Raw genomic sequence first — 19925 nt, forward strand, 5'->3', positions numbered from 1 at the left:
AGGGGTGGCTACGAGCCTCCGGGAAGCAGGCGTACTTCCGCGATGAACTGTTCGAGTGTCGTGAGGTGCTCACGAACAGGGTTGGGATAGCTCTCGACCAAACTCGATGGAACGACCAGCTGCACTCCAGCAGCCTGCATTTCCGCGAACTGGTTCTCGGAAACACCCTCTTGAAGAGTCAGAAGGTGCTTCCGGGGAATTCGATCGGCTTCGTTGAGAATTTGTCGCCAGCGATCCTTCAAGGTCGTCTTGGCTCCCAACATTCGGAGCTGTGAGTCCGGGATCGAGCGGTCCCTGTATGCCGCCTGGGACGGAAACAGGAAATCCGGGCGCTTTTCGCCCTCGGAGACAGGGCTATGGCTGAACTGGGCGCCCTCGATTAGGCCCTCCTCCAGGAAAATCTCGCGCGTATGCAGTTCGAGCGATCTCCCGGATCTCGACTTTCGCCTTTGCAGGACGGACAGGGCCAGCGTGACGAACTCGTCGATTGATGAGAATCCCCGCGCAATGCGGGGGCCTTCCGCTGCTTCCTCAACAGATTTGAACAGTTCGAACTCGCAGTCACGGCGACGCACCAGTCGTGCATCCGGCGTTTCGCTTTGAAGAGGTCGGAGTTCGACCGTCTTGCGAACGATTTCTGATGCTGTTGGAAACTTGTGAAGCCAGCTTTCAGGCAACTGGTCTCTGGTAAGGCGGCAACTGCTCGTCGCTGGCTTTTGAGAGAAGAGATCAACGGGAATGCCGGGGCGCCAGATGACCGAGCGCCCTGGGTCGACAGGGCCGACCTGATCTTCGATGAGCTCGTCCTGGTAGCCTTCGCAAACCCAGATGTGGAGGCTGGATGTTCCGGCGTCGGTTGCTCCGTTCACGAACACAAATGCTGCGAGAGCGCCGGTTGAGTCAGGATCCAGCAGTGCGGACGCAGCGCCTCCCCAGCCTGTGACCCTGGTCTCGTTGCGGGTCTGGCCGAAGAGCTTGCCATTATACCAGATCGGTGTGACCTGCCGGACCTCCGGGTGGGAATCCACGTAGGCGGTCAATCGAACCCGGGGATTCAATATGTCCCGGTTATTCAGCATCGGGAGAGCGCTGAACAGAAGCTCCTTCGGAATGTATGGGCCGGCCTGGTGAGACTTGTTTGCCAAGGTGTCGTTGCCCGACAGCCGCTTGACGTACCAGACGTTCTCCGGCCGGGCGAACTCGGCAATCCAGTCAGGAAGGCTGCAGACCGGCAATGTCGGAACTCCCTTCGACTTGCAGGTCGACCGCGTCAGAGTTGAGCCATCTTGCTAGGCAATCAAGGGTCATGTCCGCCGGAATGCGGTGCTTGCCCTTGAGAGCGCATTCCCAGACTCTGGCCGTACGCCACCCGTCCGTGCGGAGAGCGACAAGCGCTCGCTCATCGACTGCCCGGTTCCGCCCGATCTTTTCCCGCCAAAACTCGGGCCTGGTGGACGGCCATTTGAACAGGTGACAGTCGTGGCCGTGCCAGAAGCAGCCGTGGACGAAGACCACCGCCCGATACTTCGGCAGGCAGATATCCGGCTTGCCCGGTAGCTTGCAGTGCAGGCGATAGCGGAAGCCACGGGCATGCAACCCCCGACGGATCATCATTTCGGGCTTGGTGTTCTTGCCCCGGATGCCTGACATCATCCGGCTGCGCGTGGCCGGATCGACGATGTCAGCCAACGGCAGTCTTCGGCTTCTGTTTGCGAACCGCTTTCAGAATGTGCGGCTTCATGTGCTCGGCCACGGCTTTCACGGCCGGCACCACAACGGAATTTCCGAACTGGCGATAGGCCTGGGTGTCGGAGACCGGGATCACGAAACTGGATCCTTGTGGGTCATCGAAGCCCATCAGGCGAGCACACTCGCGGGGTGTCAGGCGGCGCGGGACGCCGTCACCCTGCTTGATCAGGATTTCCGAGCCGTCCTTGTAGTAGCGGGCCGACAGGGTGCGGGCGACGTCATCGGGCCCGACCAGGCCGAAACCGAAGCCGTTCCCCGCAGCCTTGTGCTTGGCGGCGTAGTTCTGGAGGTAGGTCCAGAGATGGTTGGTCAGGGTGTATCTGGGGTTCACCTTGCCGATGTTGTCACCGACCTCGGACCCGACGAACCGCTGATCGGGCGCCTCGTCACCGTTCTCCGGATGCAGGATCGAACGAAGCTTCGGTGCAGTGGACTTGTCCGGAAGCGTCATCTTGTCGAACTGGAAGCCGCTTTCGTCACGCAGGCCGACGATGAAGATGCGCTCCCGGTGTTGCGGCACCCAGGAACGCCCGTCGATCACCCGATAGTCAATCGTATAGCCGAGGTCGTTCTCGAGAACGTCCTTGATGGTCTCGAACGTACGGCCCTTGTCATGGCTGAGCAGGTTGCGGACGTTTTCCAGCAGAAATGCCGCCGGCCGATGGTGCCGAATGATCCGGGCGACGTCGTAGAACAGCGTGCCCTGGGTCTTGTCCTCGAAACCGTGTGGACGGTTCAGCGAGTTCTTCTTGGACACGCCTGCAATCGAGAAGGGCTGGCACGGGAAACCGGCCAGCAGCACGTCGTGGGCCGGGATGTCGGCAGCCTCGATCTTCGTGATGTCGCCGTTGATCTCGTGATCGTCGTCGGGGAAATTCGCCCGGTAGGTCTTCTGGCTGTACTTGTCCCACTCACTGGTGAAGACGCAGCGACCGCCGATGGACTCAAAGCCCCGACGCAGTCCGCCGATGCCTGCGAACAGGTCGATGAAGGTGAAGTCACCTTCTGGCTGCGCGCCGCCCCTGATGACCTCAAGTTTCGGCTGCACCGGCGCCGGATCATCAAGCACGCCAAGGCCGACGAGCCTGTCTACGCCAGGCTGCCCGGCGCGCTTCGCAAGGATCGCATTTTCCGACACCTGAGTCTCCGAGTCGCTGACCAGCATGGTCGCATATTGCCCGACCGACTTCAGGAGAACAAGTCGAGAACAGGCGCGGCTATTTCGGCTTCGGTTCAGGCCGCTGCAGCAACTCCACCAGATACCCGTCCGGGTCCTTGGCGAAGCCCACCACCGCTCCGCCCAGCGACGGGATCGGGGTGGGCTCCCGCACGATCTCCAGGCCCTCGGCGCGGATGGCGTCGGCCGCGGCGACAGGGTCCGGGACGTACAGCACGATCTTGATCGGCAGGTCGGCGTAGTTTCGCGGGCTGCCGTCGGTCCAGTGCATCAGCACGATGGCCGAGCCGCGGCCTTCGAAGCCGAGCACGATCTCGTCCATGTGCGGCAGCTTGAAGGTCTGCAGCACCTTCATGCCCAGCACCCGCTCGTAGAAGTCGCCGGAGCGCTTCAGGTCGCTGACGCCGATGCCGACCGCGCCGACGTAGGCGCCCGGGTTGTTGGCCATGGTCTGGGTTCCCCTCTTTTGCGGAGAGGGTAGGGGGCGGCGTTGCCGGAGAAAACCCTCTCCCATCGGGAGAGGGAGGGGCCCGTTGCGAAGCGACGGGAGGGTGAGGGCGTTACGGCGTCGGCCGCATGCCCTCGATCGACCTTAACCCCTCAACCTCCCACGCCTTTGGCGTGGGCCCCTCCTTCTCCCTCTGGGAGAAGGAAGTCAGGGTCAGTTATCGTCCATCTTCAGCGCCGCAATGAACGCTTCCTGCGGGATCTCGACCTTCCCGAACTGGCGCATGCGCTTCTTGCCGGCCTTCTGCTTGTCGAGCAGCTTGCGCTTCCGCGACGCGTCGCCGCCGTAGCACTTGGCCGTCACGTCCTTGCGCAGGGCGCGCACGGTTTCGCGCGCGATGATCCTGCCGCCGATGGCTGCCTGGATCGGGATGACGAACATGTGCTGCGGGATCAGGTCCTTCATCTTCTCGACCATGCCCCGGCCGCGGCTCTCGGCGCGGTCGCGGTGGACCAGCATCGAGAGGGCGTCGACGGGCTCGGCGTTGACGAGGATCGACATCTTGACCAGGTCGCCGGCGCGGTAGTCCTCGATCTGGTAGTCGAAACTGGCGTAGCCCTTCGAGATCGACTTCAGCCGGTCGTAGAAGTCGAACACCACCTCGTTGAGGGGCAGGTCGTAGATCAGCATGGCGCGGTTGCCGACGTAGCTGAGCTCGCGCTGCTGGCCGCGGCGGTCCTGGCACAGCTTGATCACCCCGCCGAGGTACTCGTCCGGCGTGAAGATGGTCGCCTTGATCCATGGCTCCTCGATGCTCTCGATGGCCATCGGGTCGGGCATGTCGGCGGGGTTGTGCAGGTCGACGTGGTCGCCGCTGCGCAGGTTGATCTTGTAGACCACCGAGGGGGCAGTCGCGATCAGGTCGAGGTCGAACTCGCGGCTGAGGCGCTCCTGGATGATCTCCAGATGCAGCAGGCCGAGGAAGCCGCAGCGGAAGCCGAAGCCGAGCGCGGCGCTGGACTCCATCTCGTAGGTGAAGCTGCCGTCGTTCAGGCGCAGGCGGCCGACGGCGGCGCGCAGGTCCTCGAAGTCGGCGGCGTCGACCGGGAACAGGCCGCAGAACACCACCGGCTGCACGTCCTTGAAGCCGGGCAGGGCGACGGCGGTGCCCTTCCTCTCGTCGGTGATGGTGTCGCCGACGGCGGCGTCGGCCACTTCCTTGATCTGGGCGGTGATGAAGCCGATCTCGCCGGGGCCGAGGCTCTCGACCGGGGTGTTCTTGGGCTTGAACACGCCGACGCGGTCCACGAGGTGGACCGAGCCGTGCTGCATCATCTTGATCTTCTGGCCGGCGCGCAGGGTGCCGTCGAAGATCCGCACCAGCACCACGACGCCGAGGTAGGCGTCGTACCAGGCGTCCACGAGGAGGGCCTTCAGCGGCGCGTCCGGGTCGCCCTTGGGCGCGGGCAGGCGGGTGACGATGGCTTCCAGCACGTCATGGATGCCGACGCCGCTCTTGGCGCTGCAGAGGACCGCGTCGCTGGCGTCCAGGCCGATGACGTCCTCGATCTGCGCGCGCACCCGCTCGGGCTCGGCGGCCGGCAGGTCGATCTTGTTCAGGACCGGCACGATCTCGTGGTTGTTGTCGATCGCCGAATAGACGTTGGCCAGGGTCTGGGCCTCGACGCCCTGGCTGGCGTCCACGACCAGGATCGAACCCTCGCAGGCGGCGAGGCTGCGGCTGACCTCGTAGGCGAAGTCGACGTGGCCCGGCGTGTCCATCAGGTTCAGGACATAGGTCTCGCCGTCGTCGGCCTTGTAGTCCAGCCGCACGGTCTGCGCCTTGATGGTGATGCCGCGTTCCTTCTCGATCTCCATCGAGTCGAGCACCTGGGCGGTCATCTCGCGCGCGGTCAGGCCGCCGGTCTCCTGGATCAGCCGGTCCGACAGCGTCGACTTGCCGTGGTCGATATGGGCCACGATTGAAAAATTGCGGATGCGGGAAAGAGGCGTCGTCATGCGCGCCCGTCTAGCACATTGCGCCGTCAAGGCGAGGGCCGGGGCGCCGCGGGGGCCGAATGCGGCCATTTCGCACTTGCGAAGAGGGGCTTTGCGCCTAGATACGGTCTCACGCCCGCGGCGCGCCGCCGGGCGCATGGATGCATGCCTGCAGGGGACGAGCACAGTGAGACACGGAACTGACCGGCGCGTCCGGCCGATGGCGATGCTTGCACTCGTTCTGCTGGCGGTCGCGGCCTGCGGCAAGCCCAAGGAGGAGCCCAAGGGCGCCCTCGCCAGCCAGACCGTGACGGTCCAGGCGGTAAGCGTGGTCAGCATGGCCCGCCGCGTGACCGCGAGCGGCAATATCGTCGCCTGGAACGAGGTCGTCGTCGGCGCCGAGACCGGCGGCCTGACCGCCGTCCGCGTGCTGGTCGATGAAGGCGTCTGGGTCCGTCAGGGCCAGCCGCTGCTGCAGATGAACGACGACCTGCTGCGCGCCCAGGTGCGCCAGCAGGAGGCCAGCGTCGCGGCGGCCCGCGCCACCCTGGCCCAGGCCCAGGCGGCGCTCGGCCGTGCGCGCGAGCTGAAGGAGCGCGGCTACCTCTCGCAGGCCGGCCTCGACACCGCCACCGCCAGCCAGGCCACGGCCGCCGCCCAGGTCGCCGCCGCCGAGGCGGGCCTCTCGGAGATCCGCACGCGGCTCGGCCAGGCCATCGTCCGCGCGCCGGTCGCCGGTCTGGTCGCCTCGCGCAAGGTCGTGCAGGGCCAGATCGTCGCCCCCGGGACCGAGCTTTTCCGCATCGTCCGCGACGGACGGCTGGAGCTGAACGCCGAGGTGCCCGAGACGGTGCTGGCCCAGGTCCGCGCCGGCATGCCCGCGACGGTGATCTCCGACCAGCTCGGCGAGGTTCCCGGATCGGTGCGCATCGTGACGCCCGAGGTCGATGCGTCCAGCCGCGTCGGCATCGCCCGCATCGCCCTGTCCTCCGCCGGCGGTTTCCGGCCGGGCATGTTCGCCCGCGGCGTCATCAATGTCGGCGACCAGCCGGCCGTGACCGTCCCCTCGGTCGCCGTCGTCTATCGCGACAACAAGCCGGGCGTCTTCGTGATGGGCCCCAAGGCGGTGGTCCGCTTCCGGCCGATCGTCATCGGCTCGCGGACGAAGGACATGGTCGAGGTGGAAAGCGGCGTGAACGCCGGCGAGCAGATCGTGGCCAAGGGCGCGGGCTTCCTCGCCGACGGCGACCACGTCCGCGTCGTGGCGAAGTAGACCGCCATGCGCAACATCTCGTCCTGGTCGATCAGGAATCCGATCCCGGTCATCATGCTGTTCATCATGCTGACGTTGGCCGGCGCCGCCGGCTTCAACGCCATGCGGATCAACAACAACCCCGACATCGATTTTCCGCTCATCTACGTCAACGCCAGCCGGCCCGGCGCCGCGCCGACGGAGATGGAGACCCAGGTCACCCGGCTGATCGAGGACAAGGTCGCCGGTCTCAGCGGCGTGCGGCACATGCGGTCGACGGTGACCGACGGCGTCTCGGTGACGGTCATCGAGTTCGAGCTGTCCACCGAGGTCGAGAAGGCCACCAACGACGTCCGCAACGCGATGAGCGGCCTGATGGGCAGCCTGCCGCAGGACATGCAGGAACCGATCGTCCAGCGCATCGACATCACCGGCGACCCGCTGATCACCTGGGTCGTGCGGTCCGACACGATGACGCCGGAACAGATGTCCTGGTTCGTCGACAACGAGGCCAGCCGTGCCCTGCTGGCGATCCCCGGCGTCGGCGAGGTCAACCGGCTGGGCGGGGTGGATCGCGAGATCCGCATCGACCTGGACCCTGACCGCCTGGCCTCGCTGGGCGTCACCGCCGCGACGGTCAGCCAGGCGCTGGTCAATGTGAACAACGACCTCCCCGGCGGACGGGTGACGGTCAACGGCACCGAGCGCTCGATCCGAACCCTGGGTTCAGCCGGCTCAATCCAGGAACTGGCCGACATGCGCGTGCCGGTGGCCGGCGGCAGCGTCCGGCTGGGCGACCTCGGCCGGATCGAGGACAACTGGACCGAACCCCGGGCCCGCGCCCGCTACGACGGCAAGGAGGTCATCACCTTCAACTTCCTGCGCTCGCGCGATGCCAGCGAGGTCAAGACCGCCGAGCGGGTCCGTGAGGCGATCGCGAAGATCGACGCGGCCCACCCCGAGCTGACGATCGAGCAGATCAACGCCACCGTCGAGTTCGCCGAGGAGAGCTACATCGCCTCGCTGGAAGCGGTCGGCCTGGGCGCCCTGCTGGCCGTGATCGTGGTCTGGCTGTTTCTGCGAGACTGGCGCGCGACCCTGATCGCGGCGGTGGCCATGCCGTTGTCGCTGATCCCGACCTTCGCGGTGCTCGAGCCGCTGGGCCAGTCGCTCAACATGATCACCCTGCTGGCGCTCAGCCTGACCATCGGCATCCTGGTCGACGACGCCATCGTCGAGATCGAGAACATCGTCCGGCACATGCGGGGCGGCAAGGCGCCGTACCCCTCCGCCATCGAGGCCTCGGACGAGATCGGCCTGGCTGTCGTCGCCACCACCGCGACCATCGTGGCGGTGTTCGCGCCGGTCGGGTTCATGCCCGGCATCATCGGCCAGTTCTTCAAGGCTTTCGCCCTGGCCGCCTGCGTCTCGGTGCTGTTCTCGCTGGTCGTGGCGCGGATGCTGACGCCGCTGATGGCCGCCTACCTGCTCAAGCACAAGCCGCACGACGACAAGGATCCGCCCTGGATGACCAGCTACCTGCGCTGGCTGGGCTGGGCCCTGGCCAACCGCTGGAAGGTGTTCGGCATGGGCGTGGTGGTCTTCATCCTCACCGCCATGGTCACGCCGCTGGTTCCCGTCGAGGTCCAGCCGTCGGTCGACATCGGCCGCGCGGCCTTCTCCGTCGAACTGCCGCCGGGCTCGACCCTTGAGCAGACCGACGAAGTGGTCGCCCGGGTGACCCGCGACCTGCGCGCGCGCCCGGAAGTGACCAACGTCTACGCCTCGATCGGCGGCAATGACGTGAACACCGCGACGGTCACCGCGGAACTGGTCCACAAGAGCAAGCGCGACGTGACGCAGAAGCAGTTCGTGCGCGAGATGGTCGACTTCTTCGAGGCCGTGCCGGGCGCCCGCATCGGCGTGCCTTCGCAGCTCGGCGGCGGTCCGACGGACGGCAGCGTCTTCTCCTACTCGATCCAGAGCGACGACGGCGGCAAGCTGATGGCCGCCGCCCAAGCGATCGAGCGCGAGATGCGCGGCGTCGAGGGCCTGGCCAACGTGGTCAACACCGCCGCCATCGCGCGGCCGGAGATCCTGATCACGCCCAAGGCCGACGAGGCCGCGCGTCTCGGCGTGTCGGCCGGCGTGCTGTCTCAGGCGATCCGCGTCGCCACGATCGGCGACATCGACCAGCTGCTGCCCAAGTACAATCTGGGCGACCGCCAGGTGCCGATCCGGCTGAAGCTCAGCGAGGAAGCCCGCCAGGAGCTCTCGGTGATCGAGAACCTGCGCGTGCCCACCGCCCGTGGCGGCGTGGTGCCGCTCAGCGCCGTCGCCGAGATCAGCTACGGCGCCGGCCCTTCCCAGGTGAACCGCCTCGACCGCTCGCGCGTCGCGACGATCACCGCCGAACTGAACGGCATCACCAGCGGCGAGGCCTCCATCGCGGTCGGCCGCCTGCCCTCGGTCAAGAACCTGCCCGAGGGCGTCAAACAGGGCATGACCGGGGACGCCGAGTTCCTGGTGGAGATGGTCGTCGGCTTCGCCGGGGCCTTCGGCACGGGCCTGATCCTGATGTACGCGGTGCTGGCGCTGCTGTTCAAAAGCTTCACCCACCCGATCACCATCATGGCGGCGCTTCCGCTGGCCATCGGCGGGGCGTTCGTCGGCCTGCTGATCATGGGCAGCACCTTCTCGATCTCCTCCCTGATCGGCATCCTGATGCTGATGGGGATCGCGGCGAAGAACTCGATCCTGCTGGTCGAGTATGCGCTGGAGGCGATCAAGGGCGGGATGAGCCGGAACGAGGCCCTGATGGACGCCGCCCACAAGCGGGCGCGGCCGATCCTGATGACCACGGTGGCGATGGGCGCGGGTATGGCGCCGGTGGCCCTGGGCTGGGGCGCGGACGTCGAGTTCCGTCAGCCGATGGCCGTGTCCGTGGTCGGCGGCCTGATCACCTCGACCCTGCTGTCGCTGCTCTACATCCCGGCGATCTTCACGATCATCGACGATATCCGCGGCTGGGGGCATCGCCGGCTGAAGCGGATGTTCGCCGGCCAGATGGTGCTCAGCCCGACGCCGGGAACACCGGCGGCGACGAGCCTGGGCGGGGCGGCGGATTAACCTTGCGATAACCTTCGCGCCGCAAACCGGACGTATTGGAATGGGACCCTGTCAGGGCTTCCAAGCGACTCGGAGTGACTCCCATGGACCGCCGCACCCTGATCCTCTCCGGTCTCGCCGCGGGCGTGAGCGGCGTGGCGACCAACAGCCTGGCCCAGGCCACGGACCCGGCTGACGGTCCCCGCACCTACAGCGCCGACGAGATCGTCAACGCCACCTCCGACTTCCTCGGCGTGACCGCCGAGGCGGCCGGCGCGGCGATCGAACGCATCTTCAAGCAGAACGGCCGCCCGACGGCCTACATCGCCGGCCAGGAGGCCTCGGGCGCGATCTCGGTCGGCGCCCGCTACGGCCGCGGCCTGATGTACATGAAGGAACAGCCGACCCAGGAAGTGTTCTGGCAGGGGCCGTCGATCGGCTTCGACGTAGGCGGCAACGCCAGCCGGGTCTTCACCCTCTGCTACAATCTGCACTACCCGGACATGATCTACCGCCGCTTCCCGGGCGTCGAAGGCTCAGCCTACATGATCGCGGGCCTGGGCGTGAACTATCAGCGCGCCGACGGCATCACCCTGGCCCCGATCCGTGCGGGCGTCGGCGTGCGGCTGGGCGCCAACATGGGCTACCTGGCCTACAGCCGCAAACGCAACATCCTGCCATTCTGACAGCGGGGACATGTACCGGAGGTACGTGTCCCCTAATCGAGCCGCCACGGTTTAAGGGACACGTACCTGGGGTACATGTCCCCGATCGGCTCAGTGCTTGTCGGTCAGGCTGGCGATCCAGTCCATCAGCGCCAGCAGCACCCCGGACGCGACGAACGTCAGGTGGATGATCACCAGCCACAGCATCTTGGTCGCGTCGATCGCGTCGGCGCTTTCGCTGGCTTCGAGGAAGGCCTTCAACAGGGCGATGGCGGAGATGGCGACGATCGAGGCCACCAGCTTCATCTTCAGGCCCGAGAAGTCGACCGTGCCCATCCAGGACGGCCGGTCCACGGTCTCGCCGATGTCCAGCTTGCTGACGAAGTTCTCGTAGCCCGAGAAGATCACGATCAGCACTAGGTTGCCGGCCAGCGACAGGTCGATCAGCGACAGCGCCAGCAGGATCGCGTCCTCGGCGTGGGCATTGCCCGACACGATGGTCGGGATCACATGGATCAGCTCCTGGAAGAAGATCACCACCAGGCCGAGCAGCGCGACGATCAGGCCGACATACATCGGCGCCATCAGCCAGCGCGACGCGAACAGGCCTTTTTCGAGGAAGGTCTCGAGGGCGGGTTTCTGGCTCATGGGTCTCTCCGGTCTGGTCCTTCTAGTGGCCCGGACCGGTGGCGGGAGCAAGGCCGCCCTGCCAGCCGAACGCCAACCGCCGGACGGACGGGCAGGCTTCCAGTCGGCGGGCCAGCGCCTCGGCCCGGTCCTCGCCGGCGTCCTCGATCTCCAGCCGGATGGACAGCCCGCCGCCGACCGGCTCGGCCTCGATCCGCGTCAGCCGCGCCTGCAGCAGGGTGACGACGTTCAGAACCCGCACCAGCGCGTCCGGCTCGTCCGGCGCCCTCAGCAGGAACAGCCGCCGTTTGCCGTCGTGGCTCATGACCGCCCCCACTGATGCTCGACGCGCGAGGACTGCACGCCGGGCCGTTCGGCCAGCCGATCAGCGAGGCGGACGGCGCCGGCCTCGTCGAGTCGGCGCACGCGCAGCACCCCCTCGACAAGCCGGCCGACGGTGCTGATGGACAGGGTGCAGACCTCCGCCGAACTGGCCGCGAGGGTCAGCCGTGCGGCGTCCAGCGCCTGGGCCACGTCGTCGGCGGTGAACCGCAGCACATGGCGGGCGTCGGGATGATCAGAAAGGTCGAGTGAGCTTGAGAGAGGCATGGTGGTGGTCCTTGGCTGGGTTTGAAGCCGGCCGACCGCACAACAAAAAACCCCGCTGCCGTTTCCGGAGCGGGGCTTTTTGATCTTGCGATCTGCCGGCGAAGGTCAGGTCGCGCGGCAAAGCTCCGGTCCGGACGGATCGGTCATAATTTTGGTGGTCATGGTCATGAGCGCGCAGGCCGTCATCGCCCGGGTCGGGGCGTTGGCGGCGTCAGCGGTGGTGAGGCGGTTGCTCATGTGCGGGGAGGGATAGGGCGTGAAGCATGGCGCGTCAAATCCTCCCCTCTACGAGGGGAGGAGAGTTCAGGAACGCAACCGCCCGCCGGCCTTTTCCGCCGCCGCCACGATCTTCGCCGAGAGGGCGCCGATGTCGGCGTCGGCGAGGGTCGCTTCGCGGGGCTGGATCGACACCTCGACGGCGACCGACTTCTGGCCCTCGGGCACGCCGGCGCCCTGGTAGACGTCGAACACGCGGGCGCCGGTGATCAGCGCCTTGTCGGCGCCGGCCACGGCTTTCGCGAGTTCGCCCGCGGGCCTGGCCGCATCCACCAGGAAGGCGAAGTCGCGGCTGAGCGGCATCAGGGACGGCAGGTCGGCGGCGGGCCGCGTCTTGCCCTTCCTCTTCGGCTCGGGGATCGCCTCGACCCAGATCTCGAAGCCGTAGACCGGTCCATCGACATCCAGCGCCTTGAGCACGGCCGGGTGCAGCTCGCCGAACTCGGCGATCACCGCCTTGGGACCGAGCTGCAGCCGGGCCGAGCGGCCGGGATGCCACCAGGAGGCGGCGGACCCTTGAGCGGTCTGCAGCGAGGCGACGGGCGCGCCCATCTCCTCCAGCAGCGCCAGCAGGTCGGCCTTGACGGTGAACAGGTCGTCCTGCGGACGCTTGTCCCAGCGGCGTGGCGCATGCGGGGCGAGGATCGCCGCCACGGCCAGCCGCTGGTCCTGCGGACGGTCGCCGCCGAAGATCGGGCCGACCTCGAACAGCGCCGCGTCGGCGAAGCCGCGACGGGCGTTGCGGCCGGCCGCCTCGATCAGGCCGGGCAGCACCGAGGGCCGCATGGTGTCGATATCGGCCGACATCGGATTGGCCAGCACCAGTTCGTCCGCGCCGCCGCCGAACATCCGGGCGATGGCGTTGCGGGTGAAGGACCAGGTCAGCAGCTCGTTGTAGCCGGCCGCCGCCAGCGCGCGCCGGGCGGTGCGGGCGCGGCCCTGGCGGGCGGTCAGCACGCCGCTCGCGGCGCGGGGCGTCTCGGGCAGCGGCGTGGCGGGCAGGGCGTCGTAGCCGGCGATGCGCGCGACTTCCTCGACCAGGTCGGCCTTGCCTTCGACGTCCCGGCGCCAGGTCGGCGGGGTGACGGTCCAGGCGGCGCCCGAGGCCTCGATCGCGAAGCCGAGCTTCTCGAGGATCTCGCGGGTCTTCTCCGGCGCGATCGACAGGCCCGACAGCTGCTGCACATAGGCCGGGTCGAAGGTCACCGGCGCCGGCGCGGCGGGCGCTTCGCCGGCCACGACGACCTGCGAGGCCTCGCCGCCACAGAGCTCGAGCACCAGCCTGGTCGCCAGCTCCAGCCCGTCGACCACGAAGCCGGTGTCGACGCCGCGGGCGAAGCGGTACTGGGCGTCGGAGGTGATGCCGGTCGTCCGGCCGGTCTGGGCCGTGCGGATCGGGTCGAACCAGGCGCTCTCGATGAAGACGTCGGTGGTCTCGTCCGAGCAGCCCGTGGACTCCCCGCCCATGACGCCGCCGAGGCCCACCGGGCGCTCGCCGTCGGCGTCGGCGATGACGCTCATGTCCGGCGTCAGTTCGTAGGTCTTGCCGTCCAGCGCGATCAGGTGCTCGTCGCCGTTCAGGCCGTGACGGCCGAGCCGCGCGACGACCGACGTCCCCACCAGCTTGGCCGCATCATAGACGTGCAGCGGGCGGGCGCGGTCGTAGCTGATCAGGTTGGTGATATCGACAAGGGTGTTGATCGGACGCAGGCCGATGGCCTTCAGCTGCGCCTGCAGCCAGTCGGGGGAGGGGCCGTTCTTCACGCCCCGCACCAGTCGGCCGGAGAAGACGCGGCAGGCGTCGCCGTCGACCGACACGCTGATCGGCGAGGGGAACTTGCCCCGCACCGGCGTGACGGACAGGTCGCGCAGGGTCCCGAGACCCGCAGCCGACAGATCGCGGGCGATCCCGGCCACGCCGAGCCAGTCGGGGCGGTTGGGCGTGACCTCGAAGTCGATCACCGCTTCCAGACCCAGCGCCACGGCGGCAGGCGTGCCCACGGTCAGGCTGTCGTCCAGATCGAGGATGCCGTCGGACTCCTCGGCGGTCTCCATCTCGGCGGCCGAGCAGAGCATGCCGTTGGAGACCACGCCGCGCACCGGCTTCTCGACCAGGGTGACGCCCAGGCCCGGCACATAGCTGCCAATCGGGGCATAGATGGTGGTCAGGCCCGCGCGGGCGTTCGGCGCGCCGCAGACGATTTCCTTGCGGCCGTCGACGGTGTCGACCTGGCAGACGCGCAGGCGGTCGGCGTTGGGATGCTGAACGGCCTCGACGATCTTCGCCACGGTGAACGGGGCCAGCTTCGTCGCCGGATCCAGCACATGCTCGACTTCCAGACCGGCCATGGTCATGGCCGTGACGACCTGGGCGGTCGTGGCGTCGGTGTCGAGGTGATCCTTCAGCCAGGAGAGGGTGAACTTCATGAGAGGGTCTTCAACGCCAGGATTTGCTGCAGGAAGGACTCGGGGCCCGTGAACCCCGTGGCGAAGAACGAACAGCCGCTGAACACGCAGTTGCGGAACGGGATGGCGCCGACCACGCCGGTCGACGAGGCCGACCGCCAGACCAGCCGGCCGATGTCGCCGCCGGTGTAGCCGAAGTCGGTGGTGTCGAACTTGACCCCGCCGAGGATCGCGACCACCGCCGGCCCTTCCAGGCGGCAGTTGGTGAAGATGCGGTCCTCGATGATCGTCTGACCGCCCCGTACGCACTCGCGGTACAGGTCCGACAGGGTCATGGCCTTGCCGTTGAAGGTCTTGGCCGTCAGGTCCGTGGCGATCGTCCACGGCATTTGTTGATCGTCCGACATCAGCTCAGTCCTGTCGCAGGGTTGGGGGCGGCGAAGGCGGAGAAGCCGTAGTGGCTCAGCCAGCGCGTATCGCCTTCGAACATGTCTCGCAGGTCCGGCATGCCGTATTTCAGCATTCCCAGACGGTCGATCCCGAGGCCGAAGGCGAAGCCCTGGTAGACGTCGGGATCGATGCCGCAGAAGCGCAGCACATTGGGGTGCACCATCCCGCAGCCGAGGATTTCCAGCCAGTCGCTGCCGGTGCCGATCTTGATCTCTCCGCCCGAGCGGTCGCAGCCGATGTCCATCTCGGCGCTGGGCTCGGTGAACGGGAAGTGGTGCGGCCTGAAGCGGCTGACCACGCCCTCGACCTCGAAGAAGCGGGCGATGAAGGTCTCGAGGGTCCACTTCAGGTGGCCCATGTGAATGCCCTTGTCGATCACCAGGCCTTCCATCTGGTGGAACATCGGCGTGTGGGTCGCGTCGCTGTCGCAGCGATAGGTGCGACCGGGCACAACGATGCGGATCGGCGGATCCATGGTCGTGGCGATCCACGGCGCGGCCGCCTTCTCGTTGGTCCGCTGCATGGCGCGCACCTGCACCGGGCTGGTGTGGGTGCGCAGCAGTTTGCGCTCCCCGTCCGGACCCGGATTGAAGAAGAAGGTGTCGTGCATCTCCCGCGCCGGGTGCTTCTCGGGGAAGTTCAGGGCGGTGAAGTTGTTGAAGTCGGTCTCGATGTCCGGGCCTTCGGCGACGGCGAAGCCCATCTCGGCGAAGATCGAGATCATCTCGTCCTGCACCTGCATCGTCGGATGCACCGAGCCCTTGCGGCGGGCGGGGGCGGGCAGGGAGAGGTCCAGCGTCTCGGCGGCCAGTCGCGCGTCGAGTTCGGCCGCCTCCAGGGCCGCCTTGCGTTCGGCCAGGGCGGCGGCGACGCGGTCGCGCAGGCCGTTGATCGCCGGCCCGGCCTCGCGGCGTTCGTCGGGGCTCATCGCGCCCAGGGTCTTGAGCAGGCCGGAGATCGAGCCGGACTTGCCCAGGGCGGCGACGCGGATGGCCTCCAGCGCGGCGACATCCGGCGCGGCGGCGACCTGTGCCGAAAGCTCGGCTTCGAGTGTGGTGAGATCGGTCATGTGCGGCTGTGGTCTAGCGGTCCAAAGGGGGTTCGTCACTTGGCTTCGTAGGCTTTGACGATCCAGTCCGGCGGGTCGGGCTCCCAGCGGATCGGCCGACCGGCGCTGAAGGTCCAGCGATGCAGCCACGAGACGCCGTTCGCTTTCACATAGGTCTCCGGCAGGGCGTAGACCGGATCCTTCAGCGCCTCGTCCAGCGACACGAAACGATATCCGCGCTTCAGGAAGAGGGCGTGGATCTGCGGGTACCAGTCGCGGTTCAGGTGGTTGGCGTGCAACAGCAGAACCTGCGCGGGCTCGCGGCCGCCGGTCAGCTCGGCGCTGTAGGGCTCGTAGTGATCGAGCACGTCGGCCATGTGCTGGACGTAGGCCTCGCCGATGCGCTTCATCAGCGCCGTGTCGCCGGCCAGGTCCGCCTTGCGATAGACGGCGGCGAACATCCAGTCGTTGTTGTCGATCGTCACCGGCGCGACCGTGTAGCCGCGCGCGGCGAGGCCGGCGGACATGGCGGCCTTCTTCTCCGGCGTCTCGCCGGTGAAGAGGAAGGGGTGGCGGAAGTACTTCGGCGCATCGTCCAGGCCGCCGACATCACCCGCGTCGACATCGGCCAACCAGGCGTCGACCGTCATCCGGTGGATGCTGGGGTGGTTGGCGGTGTGATTGCCCAACACGAACCCGGCCTCGCTCCAGCGGACCAGCAAGGTGTCCAGGCGGCGCGACGACGGCAGGCAGACCTTGCCGCGATTGATGAACAGCGTGGGCCGGGCCTTCAGAGGCTTCAGCATGGCGACGAAGTCGGCGGCGAGCTTTTCCAGCGTGGCCGGATCACACAGCTCCGCCGCCGACGCCTGGTAGGGCAGGTCGTCGAAGGTCACGGCGACGGCGCGTGATTGGGCGGCGGCGGGATTGGCGGCGCCGAGCATCAGCGCGAGCAGCAGTCCCAGAACGATGCGGATGGTCATGGCGGTGATCCGGTCGGGTCGGTGAAAAACAAAAAGCCCCCCGGCTCACACCGGAGGGCCTTTCAAGTTCCGGGGACGTAAGTCCCGTGACCTTAAGCCAGCGCGGCGCGAACCTTGTCGGCGATGGCCTTGAACGCGACGGGGTCCTGACCGGCGATGTCGGAGAGAACCTTGCGGTCGATTTCGACCCCGGCCTGATCAAGGCCGTGGATAAACTGCGAGTAGGTGAAGCCTTCCAGACGCGCGGCGGCGTTGATGCGCTGGATCCACAGGCTGCGGAAGTTGCGCTTCCGGACCTTGCGGTCGCGGTAGGCGTACTGGCCGGCCTTGTCGACAGCGGCCTTGGCCGTGCGGATGGTGTTCTTGCGGCGGCCGTAGAAACCCTTGGCCTGTTCAAGAACCTTCTTGTGTTTGGCGTGGGCGGTGACGCCCCGTTTGACGCGAGCCATTGTTCAGCGCTCCTTCTTACAGGCCGTAGGGCAGGTAGGACTTGATCGTCTTCGTATCCGAAGCGCTCATGACCTTCGTGCCGCGCTGCTGGCGGATGTACTTGCCGTTGTGGCTGATGAGCCGGTGGCGCTTGCCGGCGACGCCGGCCTTCAGCTTGCCGGTGGCCGTCAGTTTGAAGCGCTTTTTGGCGCCAGACTTGGTCTTCAGTTTGGGCATTTTGCTCAGGGTGTGAACCCTGTCCTCTGTAGAGACGCATTGGAACCGCCAAGGCATGCCTTTGGCCCGGCGGTTCACGAAGGCGCGGCTATTACGTGAAAGCAGCGTCGGGGGCAAGGGATGCTCCGCAGCAATCCTCCCCGCAACGCGGGGAGGGGGACCAGCGAAGCTGGTGGAGGGGAGTCGGTGCACGGACTCCCCTCCACCGCCTCCGGCGGTCCCCCACCCCATTGCGTGGGGAGGATTGATGGCGCCTAGGCGCTCCGCCGCACGGCCTTGCTCACCTGCCAGGCCATGAACAGCGCCGGGATGCACAGGCCGGCGGCGACGGCGAACGGTGCGCTCGGGCCGAAGTTCATGAACAGCGGGGCGGCCATCAGCGGGCCGATGATCCGGGCCAGGGCGCCGGCGGCGGTGTTGAGGCCCATCATCTCGCCCTGCCGGTCGGGCGAGGACGATTTGGAGATGATCGCGCCGATGTTGGGGAAGGCCAGCGACTGGCCGAGCGCAACCGTCACCATCCCGACCACGGCCAGCTGCCAGTGCTGCACCAGCGGCTGGATCGCGAAGCCGACGAAGATCAGCGACAGGCCGATCATCATGGTCATCGTCTCGCCGATGCGGCGCGCCAGGAAGCCGGTCAGCAGCCCCTGGGCCGTGGCGGCGGTGATGGCGATGGCGAAGAAGCAGAAGCCGATTTCCTTCGGGCCCCAGGCGAACTTGGCGTGCGCCCACAGACCGAACGTCGCCTCCATTCCGGCGAAGCCGGCCATCGAGATCAGGGTCACCAGCAGGGTGCGCCAGATCACCGGATGGGCCACGGCGTCGCCCAGGCCCTCGAGCCGCCCGCGTTGCGGCGCGTCCTTGTGGCCATGCCGTGTCTCGCGCACGAACAGGGTAATGCCGATGCCGGCCGCCAGCGCCAGGCAGGCGGCGAAATAGAGCGGCGGGCGGAAGCCGACGGTGCCCAGGTCCTCGCGCGCCAGCAGCCCGCCGATCGACGGGCCGGTCATGAACCCCAGGCTGAACGCCGCGCCCATCAGCCCCAGCCGACCGGCGCGCCGGTCGGGCGGGGTGACGTCGGCGATATAGCCCTGGATGGTCGAGATGTTGCCCGTCAGCACCCCGCCGGTCAGCCGGATCAGGCAGGCGACCCAGAGGTTCGGCGCGAACGCCAGCAGCACATAGGTCAGGGCGTTGCCGAAGATGGTGATGATCAGCACCGGCCGCCGCCCGATCCGGTCCGACAGCCTGCCCCACAGCGGCTCGGCGAAGAAGTTGCCGACCGAATAGGCCGCGAACAGCACGAACACCTGCCAGTCCGGCGCCCCGAACGACTTGGCGTAGAACGGCAGCAGCGGAATGATCACCCCGAACCCGGCGATGTTCACGAACACCACCGCCAGCAGGACGTAGAGCGCCTTGCTGTCCCCCTGCGAGGGGGCGGCGGGGGATGTGGGGGCTTCGGTCATGAGGGGCGGGGGTTTACGCCTGTTCAGCCGGACCGGCAAACCGGCGGGGATTTCGGATTTCCCTCCGCGCTTCAGGGACACCGACCGTTAAGCCGCTGCGCCTAGGCTGTTCCTGGCATCGCAAGGCAGAAGGCTTCCGGCGCATGAACATTTCCTCCGCCGTCCGCGCGACGGCGACGGCCGCGCCGCGGGTCGAAAGCCGCGCCGCGCTGAAAGAGGCCGCAGAGGCCCGTGCGGCGACCGTCTCCGAGGCGGCGACGCGGGTCCGCTCGGGTCCCGGCATGGCGGCGTCCGAGTCGCGCAAGCAGCAGGCCAAGGCGAAGCTGCAGCAGGTCCGCGAGTGGCTGAAGATCGTCCGCAAGCTCTATGCCCAGAATCCCGTCGGCATGGCCAAGACGCTCGCCCAGGTGTTCAAGGACCTGAAGGCGGCGGTCGCGGCCTATCGCGACGCCGGCGGCCAGGCGATGGGCGCGAGCGGCGCGGCGGTCGCTATGCCCCCGCCGCCGCCCCGGCCTGCCGGCGACGACAAGGCGGTGGGCGCCGAAGAGGGCGAGGCGGCCGACGTCGCGGCGACCGCGGGTGACGACGCCGTGGCAAAGGTCGAGGACGCAGGGGAAAAGTCCGGGGAAGCCGGGCCCGCGACCAGACCCTCCGAAGGCGCCTCGCTGTATGCCGCCGTGGTGGAGGAGGTGCGCAAGCAGCTCGGCGAGGACGGGCTCGACTTCCTCAAGGAGGTCCGCGGCATGGTCGACGACATCCGAAAGCTGCTGGAGGCCGCGCGCGGTCAGGCCGCCATCCGCCGCCGCGACAAGGATACCGACGAGGCCTTCGAGGCGGCCGACAAGGCGCTCAAGGAGCTGAACGAAACCATGAACGACATGGAACGCCAGATCCGCCACGACGCCCCGTCGGCCGGCATGACCTTCTCGGTGGCCGCTTAGGCGCCTTCGCGGGCCCCAAACGCAAAACGCCCCGGCGGTGAGGCCGGGGC

General features: G+C 67.5%; 20 protein-coding genes. 4 read left to right on the forward strand and 16 right to left on the reverse strand.

The window, feature by feature from the left end; all coding sequences use genetic code 11:
- Positions 1 to 8: 8 nt before the first annotated feature.
- The 5 genes from AC3WJT_RS08955 to lepA all read right to left on the reverse strand — a co-directional run bounded on the left by AC3WJT_RS08955 (position 9) and on the right by lepA (position 5393).
- A complete protein-coding gene (locus AC3WJT_RS08955; RefSeq protein ID WP_492342761.1) occupies positions 9 to 1235 on the reverse strand; it encodes a type II restriction endonuclease in 1227 nt (408 codons plus the stop codon).
- Positions 1213 to 1689 carry a very short patch repair endonuclease gene (locus tag AC3WJT_RS08960; protein ID WP_492342762.1) on the reverse strand — a complete coding sequence of 159 codons (477 nt, stop codon included), beginning with the start codon at positions 1687 to 1689 and terminating at the stop codon, positions 1213 to 1215. Before AC3WJT_RS08960 ends, AC3WJT_RS08955 begins: the two co-directional genes overlap by 23 nt.
- Positions 1682 to 2914: a DNA (cytosine-5-)-methyltransferase gene (gene dcm, locus AC3WJT_RS08965; protein WP_492342763.1), complete on the reverse strand. Its 1233-nt coding sequence runs from the start codon at positions 2912 to 2914 to the stop codon at positions 1682 to 1684. The genes AC3WJT_RS08960 and dcm overlap by 8 nt, the downstream gene beginning before the upstream one ends.
- 52 nt (positions 2915 to 2966) lie before the next feature.
- Positions 2967 to 3374: a VOC family protein gene (locus AC3WJT_RS08970; protein ID WP_492342764.1), complete on the reverse strand. Its 408-nt coding sequence runs from the start codon at positions 3372 to 3374 to the stop codon at positions 2967 to 2969.
- Positions 3375 to 3587: 213 nt separating this feature from the next.
- Positions 3588 to 5393 (reverse strand): translation elongation factor 4, encoded by a 1806-nt coding sequence (gene lepA / locus AC3WJT_RS08975; protein ID WP_492342765.1) that lies wholly within the window; start codon positions 5391 to 5393, stop codon positions 3588 to 3590.
- A gap of 205 nt (positions 5394 to 5598) precedes the next feature.
- Here lepA and AC3WJT_RS08980 point away from each other — a divergent pair, with 205 nt between their 5' ends.
- From AC3WJT_RS08980 to AC3WJT_RS08990, 3 genes are all read left to right on the forward strand, one after another.
- Positions 5599 to 6645: an efflux RND transporter periplasmic adaptor subunit gene (locus tag AC3WJT_RS08980; protein ID WP_492342766.1), complete on the forward strand. Its 1047-nt coding sequence runs from the start codon at positions 5599 to 5601 to the stop codon at positions 6643 to 6645.
- A 6-nt stretch (positions 6646 to 6651) separates the two neighbouring features.
- Positions 6652 to 9753 carry an efflux RND transporter permease subunit gene (locus AC3WJT_RS08985; RefSeq protein ID WP_492342767.1) on the forward strand — a complete coding sequence of 1034 codons (3102 nt, stop codon included), beginning with the start codon at positions 6652 to 6654 and terminating at the stop codon, positions 9751 to 9753.
- A gap of 83 nt (positions 9754 to 9836) precedes the next feature.
- A complete protein-coding gene (locus AC3WJT_RS08990) occupies positions 9837 to 10418 on the forward strand; it encodes a DUF1134 domain-containing protein (RefSeq protein ID WP_492342768.1) in 582 nt (193 codons plus the stop codon).
- A 90-nt stretch (positions 10419 to 10508) separates the two neighbouring features.
- Here the strand turns inward: AC3WJT_RS08990 and AC3WJT_RS08995 are convergent, their stop codons facing one another.
- The 11 genes from AC3WJT_RS08995 to AC3WJT_RS09045 all read right to left on the reverse strand — a co-directional run bounded on the left by AC3WJT_RS08995 (position 10509) and on the right by AC3WJT_RS09045 (position 18934).
- On the reverse strand, positions 10509 to 11045 hold the full coding sequence (locus tag AC3WJT_RS08995) for a TIGR00645 family protein (RefSeq protein WP_492342769.1): 537 nt from the start codon (positions 11043 to 11045) through the stop codon (positions 10509 to 10511).
- A gap of 22 nt (positions 11046 to 11067) precedes the next feature.
- A complete protein-coding gene (locus AC3WJT_RS09000) occupies positions 11068 to 11349 on the reverse strand; it encodes an ACT domain-containing protein (protein WP_492342770.1) in 282 nt (93 codons plus the stop codon).
- Positions 11346 to 11633, reverse strand: coding sequence for a hypothetical protein (locus AC3WJT_RS09005; RefSeq protein ID WP_492342771.1), 288 nt, complete (start codon positions 11631 to 11633; stop codon positions 11346 to 11348). Before AC3WJT_RS09005 ends, AC3WJT_RS09000 begins: the two co-directional genes overlap by 4 nt.
- A gap of 105 nt (positions 11634 to 11738) precedes the next feature.
- Complete coding sequence (locus AC3WJT_RS09010; RefSeq protein WP_492342772.1) at positions 11739 to 11870, reverse strand: hypothetical protein; 132 nt, start codon at positions 11868 to 11870, stop codon at positions 11739 to 11741.
- A gap of 66 nt (positions 11871 to 11936) precedes the next feature.
- Positions 11937 to 14336 (reverse strand): phenylalanine--tRNA ligase subunit beta, encoded by a 2400-nt coding sequence (gene pheT, locus AC3WJT_RS09015; protein WP_492342773.1) that lies wholly within the window; start codon positions 14334 to 14336, stop codon positions 11937 to 11939.
- Complete coding sequence (locus tag AC3WJT_RS09020) at positions 14333 to 14722, reverse strand: hypothetical protein (RefSeq protein WP_492342774.1); 390 nt, start codon at positions 14720 to 14722, stop codon at positions 14333 to 14335. The genes pheT and AC3WJT_RS09020 overlap by 4 nt, the downstream gene beginning before the upstream one ends.
- The gene (gene pheS / locus AC3WJT_RS09025; protein ID WP_492342775.1) at positions 14722 to 15834 is read right to left on the reverse strand and encodes a phenylalanine--tRNA ligase subunit alpha; all 1113 of its coding nucleotides are present in this window, start codon (positions 15832 to 15834) and stop codon (positions 14722 to 14724) included. The genes AC3WJT_RS09020 and pheS overlap by 1 nt, the downstream gene beginning before the upstream one ends.
- 35 nt (positions 15835 to 15869) lie before the next feature.
- Positions 15870 to 16796, reverse strand: coding sequence for a polysaccharide deacetylase family protein (locus AC3WJT_RS09030; RefSeq protein ID WP_492342776.1), 927 nt, complete (start codon positions 16794 to 16796; stop codon positions 15870 to 15872).
- 92 nt (positions 16797 to 16888) lie between these two features.
- The gene (gene rplT / locus AC3WJT_RS09035) at positions 16889 to 17245 is read right to left on the reverse strand and encodes a 50S ribosomal protein L20 (RefSeq protein ID WP_492342777.1); all 357 of its coding nucleotides are present in this window, start codon (positions 17243 to 17245) and stop codon (positions 16889 to 16891) included.
- 16 nt (positions 17246 to 17261) lie between these two features.
- Complete coding sequence (gene rpmI / locus AC3WJT_RS09040) at positions 17262 to 17462, reverse strand: 50S ribosomal protein L35 (RefSeq protein ID WP_492342778.1); 201 nt, start codon at positions 17460 to 17462, stop codon at positions 17262 to 17264.
- Positions 17463 to 17716: 254 nt separating this feature from the next.
- On the reverse strand, positions 17717 to 18934 hold the full coding sequence (locus AC3WJT_RS09045) for an MFS transporter (protein WP_492342779.1): 1218 nt from the start codon (positions 18932 to 18934) through the stop codon (positions 17717 to 17719).
- A gap of 143 nt (positions 18935 to 19077) precedes the next feature.
- Here AC3WJT_RS09045 and AC3WJT_RS09050 point away from each other — a divergent pair, with 143 nt between their 5' ends.
- On the forward strand, positions 19078 to 19875 hold the full coding sequence (locus tag AC3WJT_RS09050) for a hypothetical protein (RefSeq protein ID WP_492342780.1): 798 nt from the start codon (positions 19078 to 19080) through the stop codon (positions 19873 to 19875).
- The last annotated feature ends 50 nt before the right edge of the window (positions 19876 to 19925 follow it).

The organism is Caulobacter sp. FW305-C-30-S16, assembly GCF_058783025.1.

What these genes read in the sequence shown, in the direction of transcription:
- dcm (WP_492342763.1), bottom strand. Translation starts at nt 2,914, where the DNA reads ATGCTGGTCAGCGACTCGGAGACTCAGGTGTCGGAAAATGCGATCCTT.
- AC3WJT_RS08970 (WP_492342764.1), bottom strand. Translation starts at nt 3,374, where the DNA reads ATGGCCAACAACCCGGGCGCCTACGTCGGCGCGGTCGGCATCGGCGTC.
- lepA (WP_492342765.1), bottom strand. Translation starts at nt 5,393, where the DNA reads ATGACGACGCCTCTTTCCCGCATCCGCAATTTTTCAATCGTGGCCCAT.
- AC3WJT_RS08980 (WP_492342766.1), top strand. Translation starts at nt 5,599, where the DNA reads ATGCTTGCACTCGTTCTGCTGGCGGTCGCGGCCTGCGGCAAGCCCAAG.
- AC3WJT_RS08985 (WP_492342767.1), top strand. Translation starts at nt 6,652, where the DNA reads ATGCGCAACATCTCGTCCTGGTCGATCAGGAATCCGATCCCGGTCATC.
- AC3WJT_RS08990 (WP_492342768.1), top strand. Translation starts at nt 9,837, where the DNA reads ATGGACCGCCGCACCCTGATCCTCTCCGGTCTCGCCGCGGGCGTGAGC.
- AC3WJT_RS08995 (WP_492342769.1), bottom strand. Translation starts at nt 11,045, where the DNA reads ATGAGCCAGAAACCCGCCCTCGAGACCTTCCTCGAAAAAGGCCTGTTC.
- AC3WJT_RS09000 (WP_492342770.1), bottom strand. Translation starts at nt 11,349, where the DNA reads ATGAGCCACGACGGCAAACGGCGGCTGTTCCTGCTGAGGGCGCCGGAC.
- AC3WJT_RS09005 (WP_492342771.1), bottom strand. Translation starts at nt 11,633, where the DNA reads ATGCCTCTCTCAAGCTCACTCGACCTTTCTGATCATCCCGACGCCCGC.
- AC3WJT_RS09010 (WP_492342772.1), bottom strand. Translation starts at nt 11,870, where the DNA reads ATGAGCAACCGCCTCACCACCGCTGACGCCGCCAACGCCCCGACCCGG.
- pheT (WP_492342773.1), bottom strand. Translation starts at nt 14,336, where the DNA reads ATGAAGTTCACCCTCTCCTGGCTGAAGGATCACCTCGACACCGACGCC.
- AC3WJT_RS09020 (WP_492342774.1), bottom strand. Translation starts at nt 14,722, where the DNA reads ATGTCGGACGATCAACAAATGCCGTGGACGATCGCCACGGACCTGACG.
- pheS (WP_492342775.1), bottom strand. Translation starts at nt 15,834, where the DNA reads ATGACCGATCTCACCACACTCGAAGCCGAGCTTTCGGCACAGGTCGCC.
- AC3WJT_RS09030 (WP_492342776.1), bottom strand. Translation starts at nt 16,796, where the DNA reads ATGACCATCCGCATCGTTCTGGGACTGCTGCTCGCGCTGATGCTCGGC.
- rplT (WP_492342777.1), bottom strand. Translation starts at nt 17,245, where the DNA reads ATGGCTCGCGTCAAACGGGGCGTCACCGCCCACGCCAAACACAAGAAG.
- rpmI (WP_492342778.1), bottom strand. Translation starts at nt 17,462, where the DNA reads ATGCCCAAACTGAAGACCAAGTCTGGCGCCAAAAAGCGCTTCAAACTG.
- AC3WJT_RS09045 (WP_492342779.1), bottom strand. Translation starts at nt 18,934, where the DNA reads ATGACCGAAGCCCCCACATCCCCCGCCGCCCCCTCGCAGGGGGACAGC.
- AC3WJT_RS09050 (WP_492342780.1), top strand. Translation starts at nt 19,078, where the DNA reads ATGAACATTTCCTCCGCCGTCCGCGCGACGGCGACGGCCGCGCCGCGG.